The sequence below is a fragment of the Niallia sp. FSL W8-0177 genome (genome assembly GCF_038006285.1).
Lineage (GTDB): Bacteria > Bacillota > Bacilli > Bacillales > Cytobacillaceae > Niallia > Niallia circulans_A.
Map to the genome: position 1 here is coordinate 4,232,787 of NZ_JBBOUX010000001.1, position 17,214 is coordinate 4,250,000.

Genomic DNA, 17,214 nt, shown 5'->3' on the forward strand with positions numbered 1-17,214 from the left:
CCTATGAATGATTATATCATTCTCTTTTCTCTTTCGTAATAGCTTAAAATTAATCGCCTATTTTTACTGTCTTCATAGTAAGATTCCACCCCTTATCATTCGACAAACTTCACTTTAAAGAGGGGTGGAAAAAAGAGTATCTTCGAAAGACGTGAATTAGCTTTAAGACAGCTAACATCTCATCCCGCTAAATTGCCTAGGCTTTCAGGCTTTCCCTACTCGATTGGTTCCTTATTAGGAGTTCCTGGTTTTCTAGGATACTTTTTAGGTGTTGGCTTTTCCTTTGCGATTGTGATGATATTTCTTTCGCTTTCTTCCATTGGCAACAAAAAGGCGTGTGTTGCATTCACCTTTCCTCCTAATAGGTTTACAGCCTTTTTTCCAGCTTCCAGTTCTTCTTTGGCACTTGCTGCTTTCATAGCAACAAAAGTACCTCCAACCTTTACTAGTGGTAGACAAAGTTCACTTAAGACGGAAAGTCTTGCTACAGCTCTGGCCGTAACAATATCAAATGTTTCACGATACTCTTTATTTTGGCCAAAGGTTTCTGCTCGATCATGAATAAAGTTAACCTCTTCTAACTCTAAAACGGACGCTAGATGCTCAAGAAAATGAATTCTTTTCTTCAAGGAGTCAACAATTGTTACCTTTAAATCAGGAAAGACAATTTTTAAAGGAATACTTGGAAAGCCAGCCCCAGCTCCCACATCACATAGCTGTGCAGGATGATGAAACCCTTCATAGTAAAATCCAGCAGTAATGGAATCATAAAAATGCTTCAAATAAACATCTGATTTTTCCGTAATAGCTGTTAAATTCATTTTTTCATTCCACTCTACCAATGTTTCATAGTAGAGCTCAAACTGATTTATTTGCTTTTCCGATAAAGTGATTCCTTTATCGGAGAGCATTTGAATAAATTCTTCCGTATTCATGCATGAACCCTTTCTATCCAGAGATTAAACTCGAGCAATTTTCCCTTGTTCTAAATAAACTAATAAAATGGATATATCTGCTGGATTTACCCCAGATATTCTTGATGCCTGCGCAATGGACAATGGTCGAACTTTTTTTAATTTCTGTACTGCTTCTGTTGCAAGACTAGAGATAGCATCATAATCAATGTTCTCAGGAATTTTTTTATTCTCCATTTTCTTTAGTCTTTCTACTTGCTGTAAGGATTTCTCAATATAGCCTTCATACTTTATCTGAATTTCTACTTGCTCTTTTATATCTTCCGTTAATTCTATCTCACTAGGTGCCAGTCCTTCAATATGACTATAATTCATTTCAGGTCGCTTTAATAAGTCTCCTGCTCTTATGCCATCTTTTAATTCACTGCCGCCTTGTTCTTTAATAACGTTTTGAACTTGTTCATTTGGCTTTAGCATAACTTCGCTTAAACGTTGCTTTTCTTTTTCAATTAATTGCTTTTTCTCCGAGAATTTTGCGTAACGTTCTTCAGAAATAAGACCAATTCTATAGCCAATATCCGTTAAACGCAAATCTGCATTATCATGGCGAAGTAATAAACGATATTCTGCTCGAGAAGTTAAAAGACGGTAAGGTTCATTTGTACCCTTTGTAACTAAATCATCAATTAAAACGCCAATATATGCATCAGAACGACTTAAAATAACTTCTTCTTTTTCTAAAGCATTTAAGCCTGCATTTATCCCAGCCATTAATCCTTGCCCTGCTGCCTCTTCGTATCCTGAAGTTCCATTAATTTGACCAGCAGTATAAAGATTTTTGATTTTCTTTGTTTCCAATGTTGGCCATAGCTGTGTTGGCACAATAGCATCATACTCAATTGCATATCCCGCACGCATCATTTGCACATTTTCTAATCCTGGTATCGTTCTTAGAATTTCCTGTTGAACATCTTCAGGCAAGCTTGTGGATAATCCTTGCACATAAACTTCTTGAGTGTTTTTTCCCTCTGGCTCTAAGAAAATTTGATGTCGCGGTTTATCGTTAAATCGAACCACTTTATCTTCAATTGATGGGCAATAACGTGGTCCAGTTCCTTTAATCATCCCTGAGTACATCGGAGAACGATGTAAGTTTGCATCAATAATTTGGTGTGTTGTTTCATTTGTATATGTTAGCCAGCAAGGAAGCTGTTCTGTAATAAATTTCGTTGTTTCATAAGAAAATGCTCTTGGAACATCATCTCCTGGCTGTATTTCTGTTTTAGAGTAGTCAATAGTATGACTATTTACACGAGGAGGTGTTCCTGTTTTAAAGCGAACTAAGTCAAAACCCAGCTCCTGTAAATGCTCTGATAATCGAATGGATGGCTGCTGGTTATTAGGACCGCTTGAATATTTAAGCTCCCCTAAAATAATTTCGCCGCGAAGATACGTTCCAGTAGTGACGACAATTGTTTTTGCACGATACGTAGCACCCGTTTTCGTAATGACACCTTTTGCAACTTGATCCTCTACTATTAATTCTTCTACCATCCCTTGAATTAATGTCAGATTAGGTTCATTTTCTAATGTCTTTTTCATTTCATGTTGATACATATATTTATCTGCCTGAGCTCTTAGTGCACGGACTGCAGGTCCTTTTCCTGTATTCAACATTCTCATCTGAATATAGGTCTTATCAATATTTTTACCCATTTCGCCGCCAAGAGCATCAATTTCTCTAACAACAATCCCTTTTGCCGGTCCCCCCACAGATGGATTACATGGCATAAAAGCAACCATATCTAAATTAATTGTTAACATTAATGTTTTGGCGCCTAGTCTTGCTGCCGCAAGTCCTGCTTCACAACCTGCATGGCCAGCACCAATAACAATTACATCATAATTTCCAGCTTCGTACTGCATCATGATGCCTCCTTCTTTCTAAGACTTTCTTTTAGCTTGATTTCGAGGCTCTGTACTATTTATGTTAATTCATTTATTTCCCCAAACAAAATTGCGAGAACAACTGATTAATTAAGCTTTCATGAACACTTTCACCAATAATCTCACCAAGTATTTCCCAGGTTCTTGTCAAATCAATTTGTACAATATCGATCGGTGTTCCAGTTTCTGCGCCTACTATTGCATCACTAATAGCATTTAATGCTTGATTCAATAAGGAAATATGTCTGGAGTTAGAAACATAGGTCATATCACTTGCTTCAATAGAACCTTCAAAGAATAGGCTAGATATTGCCTCTTCTAATTGATCTACACCATTTTCTTCTACTAAAGAAGTCGTAATGACTTTTCGATTACCGGCAAGTTCTTTTACTTTTTCTAAATCAATCTTTTGTGGTAAGTCTGTTTTATTAACTATTACAATAAAATCCATACCTTCTGTTGCCTTAAAAATATTCTTATCTTCTTCTGTTAAATCATCCGCATAATTTAAGACAAGCAAAATTAAATCTGCTTCTCGTAGTACCTTCCGAGATTTCTCTACCCCTATTCGCTCTACAATATCTTCTGTTTCTCGAATACCGGCAGTATCCAGCAAACGAAGAGGAACTCCGCGCACATTTACATATTCTTCAATGACATCTCTTGTTGTACCAGGGATATCTGTAACGATTGCTTTATTTTCTTGCACTAAACTATTTAATAAAGAGGATTTCCCTACATTTGGTCTTCCCACAATAACGGTCGCTAGACCTTCTCGCAGAATCTTTCCTTGTTGTGATGTTTGCAGTAATTTTTCAATCTCCGTCTTAATATACTTCGATTTCTCGAACATCACTTGCTGTGTCATCTCTTCCACATCATCATACTCTGGATAATCTATATTAACCTCTACTTGAGCTAATGTCTCTAAAATTTCTTGGCGCAAATGCTTGATTAATTTCGATAATCTTCCTTCCATTTGTCCAAGTGCTACATTCATCGCTCGATCTGTTTTGGCTCTTATTAAATCCATTACCGCTTCTGCCTGAGAAAGATCGATTCTTCCATTCAAAAAGGCTCTTTTTGTAAATTCTCCTGGTTCGGCAATTCTTGCACCATGAGAAGTAGTCAACTGCAATAAGCGATTCACCGAGGCAAGTCCACCATGGCAATTAATTTCGACAACATCTTCTTTTGTAAAAGTTTTCGGCCCTCTCATCAACGATACCATTACTTCTTCCACAACCTCATTTGTTGCTGGATCCATGATATGTCCATAATGTATCGTATGAGTTGCTACCTCACTTAACTTTTTATTTCCTATACTCTTAAAGAGCTTGTCTGCGATTTTTATTGAATCCGGTCCACTTAATCGAACGATTGCGATCGCTCCCTCGCCCATTGGCGTCGATATCGCAGCAATTGTATCTAATTCCATCTTTTTCACCTCAATTCAAAAAAATAATATCTATTTAAATGATTGTATTCACCTTTGACATGATTACAATAGATTAGATTAACATATCCACAAATGTAAAAAAAGAAAAAAATCCGCACACTTATCCACATTCATTTTTATCATTACTTACCATTTTATCTTATCCACATGTGAATAACAATAAAACGAAAAATAAAATTACAAAAGCAATGCCCTTCTTCTTACTAATTTTATGGATGCTTAGATCCAGTTTATTAGCTCCTATTACTTTTTTCTAAATCACTTTTATTCGATAGTTGCTTTTGTTCCTTCTTTCATGGCTCTGCCTCCAAAACTAAATAACCAACGAACCATCCATAATGGGAAATAACCACTAACTTCTTTTAAAGGTAAAAAAAGAGATTGCCTCTTTCTTGAGAGACAATCTCTTTTTCTATCTATTTTTCATCTTAATCGGTGCAATAATTATATGCCTTTTCGCATCTTCTCCCGAAGAGTAAGTTTTTATTCCTTTGAAAGATACCAAAGCAGTATGAATTGTTTTTCTTTCATCAGCGGGCATCGGTTCGAGCGGAATCTCTTTGCCTATTTTAACCGCTTTATAGGCAATTCTTTCCGCTAACTGAATTAACGCCTGTTTTCTTCGTTCACGGTAGCCTTCTGCATCTAATAATACTTTTAAGTATTCTTTTGATTCTCTATTAATGACCAATTGTGCTAGATATTGAATAGAATTAAGGGTCTGCCCTCTTTTACCGATTAATAGAGCAATTTTTTCACCAGATAATTCATACAATATATTTCTGCCATTTTGTTTTACTTGAATCTTAACAGGAACGCCCATTTTTTCGCAAACATCTTTGAGAAATTCCTCTACTAATTCCACTGGATTTACTTTTTTCTTTACAATTACCTTTGCGGATCTAGAACCAAAACCAAGAAATCCCTTTTTTCCTTCCTCAACAACAATGATTTCAACTTGATTCTTTGTTGTCTTAAGCTGAGCTAAAGCTGACTCCACTGCTGCGTCGACTGTTTGTCCTACGGCAGTAACTTCTTTCACTTCTTCGCTCCTCCTGCTTTGCTAGTTTGTCCAGCAGTTTTAATTTCAGGACCTTTGATAAAATACGTTTGAACAATTGTAAAGATATTCCCTACTACCCAGTAAAGAGATAATGCTGCCGGGAAATTAATAGCAAATACTAAAATCATCACTGGCATAATCCAAACCATCATTTGCATTTGCGGATTTGGCGGTGCTCCTGCCATTGATAGTTTTGTTTGAATAAATGTTGTTACACCAGCTATTATCGGTAATAAATAGATTGGATCAGGCTGTCCTAAACTGAACCATAAGAAATCATGGGAAGCAATTTCTCTTGTACGAGAAATAGCATGATAAAATCCAATCAATATAGGCATTTGTACGATTAGAGGGAAACACCCCGCTAATGGATTTACTTTATTCTCTTGGAATAACTTCATTGTTTCTTCTTGAAGCTTTTGTTGTGTCTTTTGGTCTTTCGAGCTATATTTTTGCTGCAGCTCTTTCATCTGTGGCTGGATCGCCTGCATTGCCTTACTGTTTCTTGTTTGTTTAATCATAAGCGGTAAAATAACCAGTCGAACTAAAATAGTTACGATAATAATAGAGATACCATAACTACCCCCAGCGAATGCTGCTGTTTTAATAATCAATTGAGATAATGGATATACAATGTATTCATTCCAAATCCCTTCACTTTCAGAAGTTATTGGTTGATTAAACTCTGTACATCCTGTTAGAATGGTCATTAAAAAAAGTAGACCAACTATCAATAAAAATTTCTTATTCAAGCTGCAAATCCTCCTGTAATATAATTTTCGAATATTACTTAATAAGTATTGTAACCGATAAACGAATGGTAGGAAACGCTTTAATAGAATTTTCCCATTAATTCTTTTTTGAAAGAACTTTTGCTATTTTCAAAATATGGATAAGACTCTTTTTTACTTCTTCAAAAGACATATCAGCAACAGGCTTTCTTACAATTATGACATAATCATACTTATTTTCCAACATGTCATCTAATTCAAGAAATGCTTGTCTTACATAGCGTTTTATCTGGTTTCTTTTTACGGCATTGCCAATTTTTTTGCTAACAGATAAGCCAATACGAAAATGCACTTGTTCTTCTTTTTTCAATTTATAAATAACAAACTGTCGATTGGCAAAAGATTGCCCTTTTTTAAAAACAGACTGAAATTCTTTATTTTTCTTAATTCTAAATTCTTTTTTCAACGTTTATAACTCCTTCAATCCTCCAACTTACCTAATTTCTCAATAAAAGAAAGAATTAGATAGGCATCTTAACGTGAAGTAAACCAATCTATTGTAAAAAAAGGAAGGGTCTGTCCTTTTATGCAAGATCATTCCCTTCTCCTTTTAATTGAAAAAAGACCACTGACTTTTCAGTGGCCTAAGCTGATAATACTTTTCTTCCTTTGCGTCGACGGCGCGCTAAGACATTACGTCCATTTGAGCTGCTCATGCGGCTACGGAATCCGTGAACTTTACTTCTTTTACGTTTATTTGGTTGATAAGTTCTTTTCATTGTATATGACACCTCCCTGAGGAATAGCTGTTATAGACAGTCCTTACAATTATATAAACATAGGCAATTAATTGTCAACTATTCATTTTATTTATCTAATTTTATGGATCACTTTATTTAGTGATGTTCCTATCTTTTTAGGCCATTGCAATAGTATACCACATATTTTTCTATTCTACTTCATAATCCTTCCCAACATTTCTATTTCTTAACGAATAATTTTTACCAATTTCAATATTCAACAAAAATTTCATTTATCTAATTTTAAGCATTTTTAACTATCCTTTCGACGATTGTGGATAAATTTCGACGGTAATATTTTTTCCACAATAGTTATTTACAACTTTTCAACAAACTAATACCTTGTGGACATTTATTACTAACAACCTAATTGACTTGTGGATAAGATATTAAAAAGCATTGCAGTTCTTATAAATTTTTGTTATTATAGTTTTGTTTTCACATCTGAATAAAATCTGTGCATAACTCCATTATCCACAATCTGTGGATAAGTTGTGGACATCTTATTCTTTGTGACTGAACAGAGTTTTCCACAGATGGTGGATACTGTCGAAATACCACTAATCTTCCTTATAATATATTTTTCCACATTAGAAAAGGACAACTTTCCTGTTATCTTGCCTATTTATATCAATATAGCGCAAGATTTTGTCCAAAGTCACGATTGGATGATTCCTTTTGCAGGAATTTGACGACTAAATACAGGAATCAAAGAAAAAAATATCGACTTTTGCAAAAAAATTTTTAACACCTGTTTACGATTACTGCTTATCGCATCAATTGATTTTAAATTTTTTAGCAAAAGTATTTCTGAGCGATTTTATCTTAAGGCTTTAAGGCTCTTTTTTTGTTTTTAATATTTTTTCAGAAACGATAAATTGAGTAATTTTGACCATTCCTATTGAAAATTATCTTTTTCTATACGTTTTAAGATAGATCATCTGCTAGGATGAACAGAGCTAATACAATTAACTTTGAGAAAAGGAGGCGAGGATACTTGAAGAATATAACGGATCTCTGGAATAATGCCCTAAGTACAATCGAAACAAAGATTAGTAAACCTAGTTTTGATACATGGCTTAAGCCTACAAAGGCTAATTCCTTGCAAGGAGATCTTCTAGTTGTAACGGCACCTAATGAATTTGCCCGAGATTGGTTAGAAGAACGGTACTCTCAACTGATTGCTGAAATACTTTATGAAATTACAGGAGAGGAACTTCTTGTAAAATTTATTATTCCTCAAAATCAAAAAGAAGAGGAATTCGATCAGCAAATTTCTACCAAACAAAAGAAAAAAGAAGAAGAAGTTACGGAACAAACTATTTTAAATTCCAAATATACGTTTGACACTTTTGTAATTGGATCTGGAAATCGCTTTGCTCATGCAGCTTCCCTTGCTGTTGCCGAAGCACCTGCAAAAGCATATAACCCTCTATTTATTTATGGAGGAGTTGGACTTGGAAAAACTCACTTAATGCATGCAATTGGCCACTATGTTCTTGATCATAATCCATCTGCTAAAGTGGTTTATTTATCTTCTGAGAAATTCACAAACGAATTTATTAATAGTATCCGTGACAATAAAGGTGCTGAATTCCGTGATAAATATCGAAATGTTGACGTTCTTTTAATAGATGATATTCAATTTCTTGCTGGAAAAGAATCAACACAAGAAGAATTTTTCCATACATTTAACACGTTACATGAAGAAAGCAAACAAATTATTATCTCTAGTGATCGTCCTCCAAAGGAAATTCCAACACTAGAGGATCGCCTACGTTCTCGTTTTGAATGGGGACTTATTACAGATATTACGCCACCAGATTTAGAAACACGGATTGCTATCTTAAGAAAAAAAGCAAAAGCAGATGGGTTAGACATCCCAAATGAAGTAATGCTTTATATTGCTAATCAAATAGATTCAAATATTCGCGAGCTAGAAGGTGCACTTATTCGTGTTGTTGCATATTCTTCTTTAATTAATAAAGATATAAATGCTGATTTAGCAGCTGAAGCATTAAAAGATATAGTCCCAAGCTCTAAACCGCGAGTAATAACCATTCATGATATTCAAAAAGTAGTAGGAGAGCATTTTCATATCAAGTTAGAAGATTTCAAAGCCAAAAAACGAACGAAATCCATTGCATTCCCAAGACAAATTGCTATGTACTTATCAAGAGAATTGACGGATTTCTCCTTACCAAAAATCGGGGAAGAGTTCGGCGGTCGTGACCATACAACTGTTATTCATGCCCATGAAAAAATATCAAAATTGCTTTTAACTGACTCTCTTCTTCAAAAACAATTAAAAGAAATAAATGAACTCTTAAAAGTTTAGATAGAATAATGTGTATAACTTGCCTTACTTTAAACACAGTCTATCCACATGTTGATAGACTGTGTTTCCTTGCTTAAATATAGTTATCCACATACTAACAGGACCTACTACTTGTACTACTATTTTTTTTAAAATATATTATTAAAATAAGCATTTAGAACTTACATTCAAAAATTATTTAAATCGGAGGATTAATTAATGAAATTCATCATCCAAAAAGACCATCTTGTTCAAAGTGTTCAAGATGTAATGAAAGCAATTACTAGTAGAACAACAATTCCTATTCTAACTGGGATAAAAATTGTTGCGAGTGAAGAAGGAGTAACATTAACTGGAAGTGATTCTGATATTTCCATTGAATCTTTTATTCCTAAAGAAGAAGGAGATCAAGAAATAGTTGATATCCAACAGCCTGGTTCTATTGTTTTACAAGCTAAGTTTTTTAGTGAAATTGTAAAAAAACTCCCTACCAGCCAAGTTGAAATTATGGTTGATAATTTACAAACAACAATCCGTTCTGGTAAATCAGAGTTCAATTTAAATGGACTTGATTCTGAGGAATACCCGCATTTACCACAAATTTCGGAACAAAATTCTATTAAAGTTCCTACAGATTTACTAAAAAATATTATTAAACAAACTGTTTTTGCAGTGTCCACCTCAGAAACACGTCCAGTGTTGACAGGTGTAAACTGGAAAATAGAAAACAATGATTTAATCTGTATTGCAACAGATAGTCATCGACTAGCTTTAAGAAAAGCAAAAATAGAAACAGAGGAAGAACAATCATTTAATATTGTTATTCCAGGAAAAAGTTTAAATGAGTTGAATAGAATTTTAGATGATCATGATGAGCCTGTTGAAATTTTTGTTACGGAAAACCAGATTCTATTTAAAACGAAACATATTCTATTTTTCTCACGCTTGTTAGAAGGGAATTATCCTGATACCAATCGCTTAATACCTACTGAAAGCAAGACGGATATTGTTGTAAACTCTAAAGAATTTTTGCAATCCATTGATCGTGCTTCCTTACTTGCACGTGAAGGCCGAAATAATGTTGTTAAATTTTCAACCATGAGTGATAATGTGATAGAAATTTCTTCTTTTACTCCGGAAATTGGAAAAGTAATGGAGGAATTAGTGAGTGAATCAGTTAGTGGGGAAGAATTAAAAATTTCTTTCAGTGCTAAATTTATGATGGATGCGTTGAAAGTTCTTGAAGGATCAGAAGTGAAAATTAGTTTTACTGGAGCGATGCGGCCATTTGTTATTCATCCAACAAATGATGATTCTACATTGCAGCTTATATTACCGGTTAGAACCTATTAAAAGTTTTGGGTGTTCTGTTTAATGAACACCCAATTTTCTTTTTATAGAGAGGTTGCATGAATATACAAAACGATTAATAAGTAAGTTATGAGTGTGTTTTAACCTGCTCATTTCGACTATTCACGACTTATTTATAGAAATATTACACTTTTCTTTGTGTATCAATAAATTATTTAGTAGAATAGAAAGATACGATTAAAGTTGAGAGAGTGAAAAGATGAATAATCAAATTAAAATTGACACGGATTATATTACATTAGGTCAATTTCTAAAAGTAGCAGAGTTAATACAATCAGGTGGAATGGCAAAATGGTTCCTAGGAGAATACGAGGTATTTGTGAATGGGGAACAGGATCAGCGCAGAGGAAGAAAATTAAGAAGTGGTGACGAAATAAATATTCCTTCATTTGGCAAGTACACTGTTTTATAAAAGGGTGAAACCAAATGTATATTGATGAGTTGCTTTTGAGAAATTACCGGAATTATGAGGAACTGAATATTTCTTTCGAAAATAAAGTAAATGTAATTTTAGGAGAGAACGCACAAGGAAAAACCAATGTGATGGAATCTATCTATGTTCTAGCTATGGCTAAATCTCACCGAACCTCTAATGATAAAGAACTTATTCGTTGGGACAAAGAATATGCTAAAATAGAAGGTAGATTAGTTAAGGCACATGGGAAAATTCCCATGCAGTTAGTCGTGGCTAAAAAAGGGAAAAAGGCAAAGTTTAATCATATAGAGCAGCGAAAACTAAGTCAATATATCGGTAATATGAACGTAGTTATGTTCGCACCTGAAGATTTAAATCTAGTAAAAGGCAGCCCGCAAATTAGAAGAAGATTTATTGATATGGAAATAGGGCAAATATCACCAGTATATTTGCATGATATGAGCCAGTATCAAAAAATTTTACACCAGCGAAATACCTACCTAAAACAATTACAAACAAATAAACAAACAGACCATACAATGCTTGAAATACTAACCGAACAATTTATAGATATGGCAGTTAAAATTGTCGCAAAGCGTTTTGAATTCCTGCATCTGCTGGAAAAATGGGCGGTTCCGATTCATAAAGGAATATCTCGCGGGTTGGAAACACTAGAAATTCGCTATAAACCTTCCGTCGATGTATCAGAAGACCAAGATTTGTCGAAAATGAAGAGCATATACGAAGAAAAATTCCAACATTTAAAAAACCGGGAGATTGATCGAGGGATGACGTTATTCGGACCTCATCGTGATGATATGATGTTTTATGTGAATAATAGAGATGTACAAACCTTTGGTTCACAAGGACAGCAACGAACGACTGCATTATCAATAAAGATGGCGGAAATTGAATTAATTTATTCTGAGATTCGTGAGTATCCAATACTCCTGCTAGATGATGTCCTTTCTGAATTAGATGACTACCGGCAATCTCATTTATTAAATACCATTCAAGGGAAAGTGCAAACTTTTGTGACAACAACCAATGTTGATGGAATTGACCATCAAACGTTAAAAGAAGCTGCTACTTTTCAGGTTGAATCCGGAACGATTAAAAAGATTCAATAACTTTGAGGTGAAAAAGTGTACGTTCATATTGGAGAAAATATTCTTGTGCGAACTTCAGAAATTTTAACTATATTAGATAAACAGACAGTTGAGTCCTCTCCTATCTCAAAGGAATTTCTAGAACGACAAAAAGCAATGACCAATGGGAAAAGTTCCACTTATAAATCTATTGTGATAACGAAGGATACTATCTATTTTTCGCCGATTGCTTCTAATACGTTAAAAAAAAGAATAGTCCAGTTAACTATTCAAGAGTACTAATGATGCAAAATTAAATGAAAAAATTTTTTGATGTCAATAGAAAGTTAGGTGATCGATATGTCAACGGAACAAAATCCAGTTGAACAACAATCTTATGATGAGAGTCAGATACAGGTTTTAGAAGGCTTAGAGGCTGTTAGAAAAAGACCAGGAATGTATATCGGGTCAACAAGTGGCCGAGGTCTGCATCACTTAGTGTGGGAAATTGTCGATAACAGTATTGATGAAGCGTTAGCTGGTTTCTGTAATGAAATAAATATTATTATCGAACAAGATAATAGTATTACGGTTAAAGATAATGGTCGTGGTATTCCCGTTGGTATTCAGGAAAAAATGGGAAGACCAGCTGTAGAAGTAATCATGACAGTTCTCCATGCCGGAGGAAAGTTCGGCGGCGGCGGTTATAAAGTGTCTGGTGGACTTCATGGGGTAGGTGCTTCGGTAGTAAACGCACTTTCGACAGAATTAGAAGTTTTTGTACATCGGGATGGAAATATTTATTACCAAAAATACCAAAAAGGGGTTCCTGCTGCTGATTTAGAAATTATTGGTGAAACGGATACTACTGGAACCACTACACACTTTAAGCCAGACGGCGAAATTTTCAAGGAAACATTAGAATATGACTATGAAACATTAGCTAATCGCGTTAGAGAGCTTGCTTTCTTAAATCGTGATATTCGTATTACGATTGAAGATAAACGTGAAGGATTGGAAAAAAGAAAAGAATACCATTATGAAGGTGGTATAAAATCATACGTAGAGCATCTAAATCGTAATAAAGAGGTCCTTTTTGAAGAACCAATTTATATTGAAGGAGAAAAAGACGGGATAACAGTTGAAATCTCTTTCCAGTATAATGACGGGTATACCGGTAATATTCATTCATTTGCAAATAATATTAATACGCATGAAGGTGGAACTCATGAAGCTGGCTTTAAGACAGCCCTCACCCGTGTAATTAATGATTATGCAAGAAAGAATAACTTATTAAAGGAATCAGATACGAATCTTTCGGGTGAAGACGTAAGAGAAGGTCTTGTTGCAATCGTCTCTGTTAAACATCCAGATCCACAGTTTGAAGGACAAACAAAAACCAAACTAGGAAATTCAGAAGTTCGTACCATTACAGATACTGTTTTTTCTGAACACCTTGAGAAGTTCCTTTTAGAAAATCCTACGGTGGCTCGTAAAATTGTTGACAAAGGTCAAATGGCTTTAAGAGCAAGGATTGCTGCGAAAAAAGCAAGAGAATTAACTCGTCGTAAAAGTGCTCTCGAAGTTTCGAGCTTACCAGGAAAATTGGCGGATTGTTCTTCAAGAGACCCGAAAATTAGTGAACTATTCATAGTAGAGGGAGATTCTGCTGGTGGTTCTGCAAAATCAGGTAGAGATCGTCATTTCCAAGCAATCCTGCCGCTAAGAGGTAAAATACTTAATGTTGAAAAAGCTAGACTAGATCGGATTTTATCTAACAATGAGGTTCGTTCCATGATTACTGCAATTGGAACAGGAATTGGGGATGATTATGATATATCCAAAGCGAGATATCATAAAATTGTTATTATGACAGATGCCGATGTTGATGGTGCTCATATTCGAACATTATTATTAACCTTTTTCTACCGTTATATGAGAAAGATTGTAGAAGCTGGTTATATTTATATCGCGCAACCGCCACTATACAGCATTAAACAAGGGAAAAAGCTAGAATATGCATATAGTGATAAACAATTACAAGAAGTTCTAGCTACATTACCAGCTACCCCTAAACCGAATATACAGCGTTATAAAGGATTAGGAGAAATGAATGCAGAGCAGTTATGGGATACAACAATGGATCCTGAACACCGAGTACTTTTACAAGTAAGTTTAGATGACGCCATTGAGGCAGATGAAACATTTGAAATGCTAATGGGTGATAAAGTAGAGCCACGCAGAAACTTTATTGAAGAAAATGCGACCTACGTTAAAAACCTAGATGTTTAAAGATAGGAAAAGAAATTTGGTGCTGATTAGATTGGCACCTTGTGTGTTTCTTTAGAAGTTAGTTATTCCTATTAATCATAAGGAATTCGATTAGATATTCTTTTTCTAAAAACACTTTTTGTCAGGAAGAAGATGATCTAATTGTTTCTTAAGGAGGTTCCTTTACATGGCTGATATGCCAAATTCTCAAATTAAAGATAGAAATATAAGTAAAGAAATGCGTGATTCCTTTTTAGATTACGCGATGAGCGTTATTGTTTCTCGTGCTCTTCCAGATGTACGAGATGGACTAAAACCTGTACACCGACGTATTTTATATGCGATGCATGATCTTGGAATGCATTCTGACAAGCCGTTTAAGAAATCGGCCCGTATTGTTGGGGAAGTTATCGGGAAGTATCATCCACATGGTGATAGTGCTGTTTATGAGACAATGGTTCGTATGGCTCAGGATTTTAACTATCGCTATATGCTTGTTGATGGGCATGGTAACTTTGGATCTGTAGATGGTGACTCTGCCGCAGCGATGCGTTATACGGAAGCAAGAATGTCAAAAATAGCAATGGAGCTATTACGTGATATTAATAAAGATACAATTGATTACAAGCCAAACTTTGATGGAGAAGAAAAGGAACCAGTAGTATTACCTTCTCGATTCCCTAACTTACTAGTGAATGGTACAAGTGGGATAGCGGTCGGAATGGCTACAAACATCCCTCCACATCAATTAGGAGAAGTAATAGATGGAGTCCTTGCTGTAAGTAAGAATGCTGATATTACCATTCCTGAATTAATGGAAATTATTCCAGGACCCGATTTTCCAACTTACGGAATGATCGTAGGTAGAAGCGGAATTAGAAAGGCCTATGAGACTGGCAGAGGTTCCATTATATTAAGAGCACGAGTGGAAATTGAAGTGAAGCCTAGTGGTAAGGAAGTTATTATTGTGAAAGAGATTCCTTATCAAGTCAATAAAGCAAGACTAGTAGAGCGTATTGCTGAATTAGTCCGCGATAAAAAAATTGATGGAATCACTGATTTACGAGATGAATCGGATCGTAATGGAATGCGCATTGTAATTGAAGTGCGAAAAGACGCAAATGCCAATGTTTTATTAAATAATCTATATAAGCATACGGCTATGCAGACGAGCTTTGGTATTAATCTCCTTGCACTGGTTGATGGGCAGCCAAAGGTACTTAACTTAAAACAATGTTTAGCTCATTATCTGGATCATCAAAAAGTTATTATTCGCAGAAGAACAGAATTTGAATTAAGAAAAGCTGAAGCTAGAGCTCATATACTAGAAGGGCTGCGCATCGCTTTAGATCACTTAGATGAAGTAATTAGCTTAATTCGTAGTTCCCGAACCACGGATATAGCGCGTGAAGGATTAATGACGAACTTTAATCTTTCGGAAAAACAAGCTCAAGCTATTCTGGATATGCGTTTACAAAGATTAACTGGATTAGAAAGAGAAAAAATCGAAGATGAATATCAAGAATTAGTTAAGTTAATTGCTGAATTAAAAGCTATTCTAGCGGATGAAGAAAAAATCTTAGAAATTATTCGTGAAGAGCTTCTAGAAGTAAAAGAGCGATTTAACGATACACGTCGTACGGAAATTATTGCTGGTGGAATTGAAAACATCGAAGATGAAGATTTGATTCCAGAAGAAAATATCATTATAACCTTAACTCATAATGGTTATATTAAGAGACTGCCAGCATCTACTTATCGAGCACAAAGACGTGGAGGAAGAGGAATTCAGGGCATGGGTACGAATGAGGATGACTTCGTTGAACAGTTAAGCTCAACATCTACTCATGACACTATTCTATTCTTTACTAATAAAGGGAAAGTATACAGATTAAAAGGGTATGAAATACCGGAATTCAGCCGTACTGCTAAAGGTATTCCAATCATTAACCTTTTAGGTGTGGAAAAGGATGAGTGGGTCAATGCAATTATTCCTGTTTCAGAATTTGTAGATGATTGGTATTTATTCTTCACTACAAAAGAAGGAATATCTAAACGTTCTCCATTATCATCTTTTGCTAATATAAGAAATAATGGACTAATTGCTGTTAACTTAAGAGAAGGCGATGAGTTAATCTCTGTACGTTTAACAGATGGTTCAAAGGAAATTATTATTGGTACGAAAAACGGCTTGCTTATTCGCTTCCCAGAGACAGATGTACGTTCTATGGGTAGAACAGCAACTGGCGTAAAAGGTATTACTCTATCATCTGAAGATGAAGTGGTAGGTATGGAAGTTCTTGAAGAAAATTCAGAAATACTGATTGTAACTAAGAAAGGTTACGGAAAAAGAACACCGATAGATGAATATAGAGTTCAAGGTAGAGGCGGAAAAGGTATTAAGACATGCAACATTACCGATAAAAACGGAAATCTTGTATCGATGAAAGTCGTTACCGGTGAAGAAGATGTAATGATTATCACAACAGGTGGCGTTTTAATCAGAATGGCAGTAAGCGATATTTCTACAATGGGTAGAAGCACTCAAGGAGTCCGACTGATTAAATTAAATGAAAGTGACAATGAATTTGTTGCAACTGTTGCGAAGGTAGAAAAAGAAGATGAAGAAGTGGAAGATGTGGAAGATGTGGAAATGACTGAAGAAGGTCAACAAGCATCTTCAGAGAATGACACGGATTCAAACGAATAATGAATAATATGGTGGAGAGATGTCTTAAAGGAAAACCCTAGAGACATCTCTTTTTTTTATGAAAATCAATTCATATAATTTAAATATATAGTTAATTTTAGGAGTAAAGGATGAAATTAATGGGTTAC

General features: G+C 34.9%; 14 protein-coding genes. 7 read left to right on the top strand and 7 right to left on the bottom strand.

Annotation, left to right across the window (positions count from 1 at the left end; all coding sequences use genetic code 11):
- Positions 1–215 precede the first annotated feature (215 nt).
- The 7 genes from rsmG to rpmH form a co-directional block, all read right to left on the bottom strand.
- Positions 216–935 carry a 16S rRNA (guanine(527)-N(7))-methyltransferase RsmG gene (gene rsmG / locus NST77_RS20550; protein WP_249879495.1) on the bottom strand — a complete coding sequence of 240 codons (720 nt, stop codon included), beginning with the start codon at positions 933–935 and terminating at the stop codon, positions 216–218.
- Positions 936–959: 24 nt separating this feature from the next.
- Positions 960–2,840: a tRNA uridine-5-carboxymethylaminomethyl(34) synthesis enzyme MnmG gene (gene mnmG, locus NST77_RS20555; protein WP_123258651.1), complete on the bottom strand. Its 1,881-nt coding sequence runs from the start codon at positions 2,838–2,840 to the stop codon at positions 960–962.
- 73 nt (positions 2,841–2,913) lie between these two features.
- A complete protein-coding gene (mnmE, locus tag NST77_RS20560; protein WP_095333229.1) occupies positions 2,914–4,299 on the bottom strand; it encodes a tRNA uridine-5-carboxymethylaminomethyl(34) synthesis GTPase MnmE in 1,386 nt (461 codons plus the stop codon).
- Positions 4,300–4,732: 433 nt separating this feature from the next.
- Positions 4,733–5,362, bottom strand: a complete 630-nt coding sequence (gene jag, locus NST77_RS20565; protein ID WP_341123498.1) for an RNA-binding cell elongation regulator Jag/EloR — start codon at positions 5,360–5,362, stop codon at positions 4,733–4,735.
- Positions 5,359–6,093 carry a YidC family membrane integrase SpoIIIJ gene (spoIIIJ, locus tag NST77_RS20570; protein ID WP_369988879.1) on the bottom strand — a complete coding sequence of 245 codons (735 nt, stop codon included), beginning with the start codon at positions 6,091–6,093 and terminating at the stop codon, positions 5,359–5,361. Before spoIIIJ ends, jag begins: the two co-directional genes overlap by 4 nt.
- Before the next feature lie 139 nt (positions 6,094–6,232).
- Complete coding sequence (rnpA, locus tag NST77_RS20575) at positions 6,233–6,580, bottom strand: ribonuclease P protein component (protein WP_047944605.1); 348 nt, start codon at positions 6,578–6,580, stop codon at positions 6,233–6,235.
- Positions 6,581–6,758: 178 nt separating this feature from the next.
- Positions 6,759–6,893 carry a 50S ribosomal protein L34 gene (rpmH, locus tag NST77_RS20580; RefSeq protein WP_016201470.1) on the bottom strand — a complete coding sequence of 45 codons (135 nt, stop codon included), beginning with the start codon at positions 6,891–6,893 and terminating at the stop codon, positions 6,759–6,761.
- A gap of 1,018 nt (positions 6,894–7,911) precedes the next feature.
- Here rpmH and dnaA point away from each other — a divergent pair.
- From dnaA to gyrA, 7 genes are all read left to right on the top strand, one after another.
- A complete protein-coding gene (dnaA, locus tag NST77_RS20585; protein WP_095333224.1) occupies positions 7,912–9,252 on the top strand; it encodes a chromosomal replication initiator protein DnaA in 1,341 nt (446 codons plus the stop codon).
- Between the two features lie 198 nt (positions 9,253–9,450).
- Entirely contained in the window at positions 9,451–10,584 is a 1,134-nt protein-coding gene (dnaN, locus tag NST77_RS20590) for a DNA polymerase III subunit beta (RefSeq protein WP_095333223.1), read from the top strand.
- Between the two features lie 217 nt (positions 10,585–10,801).
- Positions 10,802–11,014 carry a S4 domain-containing protein YaaA gene (gene yaaA, locus NST77_RS20595; RefSeq protein ID WP_047944608.1) on the top strand — a complete coding sequence of 71 codons (213 nt, stop codon included), beginning with the start codon at positions 10,802–10,804 and terminating at the stop codon, positions 11,012–11,014.
- Between the two features lie 14 nt (positions 11,015–11,028).
- Positions 11,029–12,147, top strand: coding sequence for a DNA replication/repair protein RecF (gene recF, locus NST77_RS20600; RefSeq protein ID WP_163185947.1), 1,119 nt, complete (start codon positions 11,029–11,031; stop codon positions 12,145–12,147).
- Between the two features lie 15 nt (positions 12,148–12,162).
- Entirely contained in the window at positions 12,163–12,408 is a 246-nt protein-coding gene (gene remB, locus NST77_RS20605) for an extracellular matrix regulator RemB (protein ID WP_047944610.1), read from the top strand.
- A 57-nt stretch (positions 12,409–12,465) separates the two neighbouring features.
- Positions 12,466–14,397, top strand: a complete 1,932-nt coding sequence (gene gyrB, locus NST77_RS20610; protein ID WP_095333220.1) for a DNA topoisomerase (ATP-hydrolyzing) subunit B — start codon at positions 12,466–12,468, stop codon at positions 14,395–14,397.
- A 166-nt stretch (positions 14,398–14,563) separates the two neighbouring features.
- Positions 14,564–17,086, top strand: coding sequence for a DNA gyrase subunit A (gene gyrA / locus NST77_RS20615; RefSeq protein WP_095333219.1), 2,523 nt, complete (start codon positions 14,564–14,566; stop codon positions 17,084–17,086).
- Positions 17,087–17,214: the final 128 nt, after the last annotated feature.

Coding starts and splice junctions, on each gene's coding strand:
- rsmG (WP_249879495.1), bottom strand. CDS start 935: ATGAATACGGAAGAATTTATTCAAATGCTCTCCGATAAAGGAATCACT.
- mnmG (WP_123258651.1), bottom strand. CDS start 2,840: ATGCAGTACGAAGCTGGAAATTATGATGTAATTGTTATTGGTGCTGGC.
- mnmE (WP_095333229.1), bottom strand. CDS start 4,299: ATGGAATTAGATACAATTGCTGCGATATCGACGCCAATGGGCGAGGGA.
- spoIIIJ (WP_369988879.1), bottom strand. CDS start 6,093: ATGACCATTCTAACAGGATGTACAGAGTTTAATCAACCAATAACTTCT.
- rpmH (WP_016201470.1), bottom strand. CDS start 6,893: ATGAAAAGAACTTATCAACCAAATAAACGTAAAAGAAGTAAAGTTCAC.
- dnaN (WP_095333223.1), top strand. CDS start 9,451: ATGAAATTCATCATCCAAAAAGACCATCTTGTTCAAAGTGTTCAAGAT.
- yaaA (WP_047944608.1), top strand. CDS start 10,802: ATGAATAATCAAATTAAAATTGACACGGATTATATTACATTAGGTCAA.
- recF (WP_163185947.1), top strand. CDS start 11,029: ATGTATATTGATGAGTTGCTTTTGAGAAATTACCGGAATTATGAGGAA.
- gyrB (WP_095333220.1), top strand. CDS start 12,466: ATGTCAACGGAACAAAATCCAGTTGAACAACAATCTTATGATGAGAGT.
- gyrA (WP_095333219.1), top strand. CDS start 14,564: ATGGCTGATATGCCAAATTCTCAAATTAAAGATAGAAATATAAGTAAA.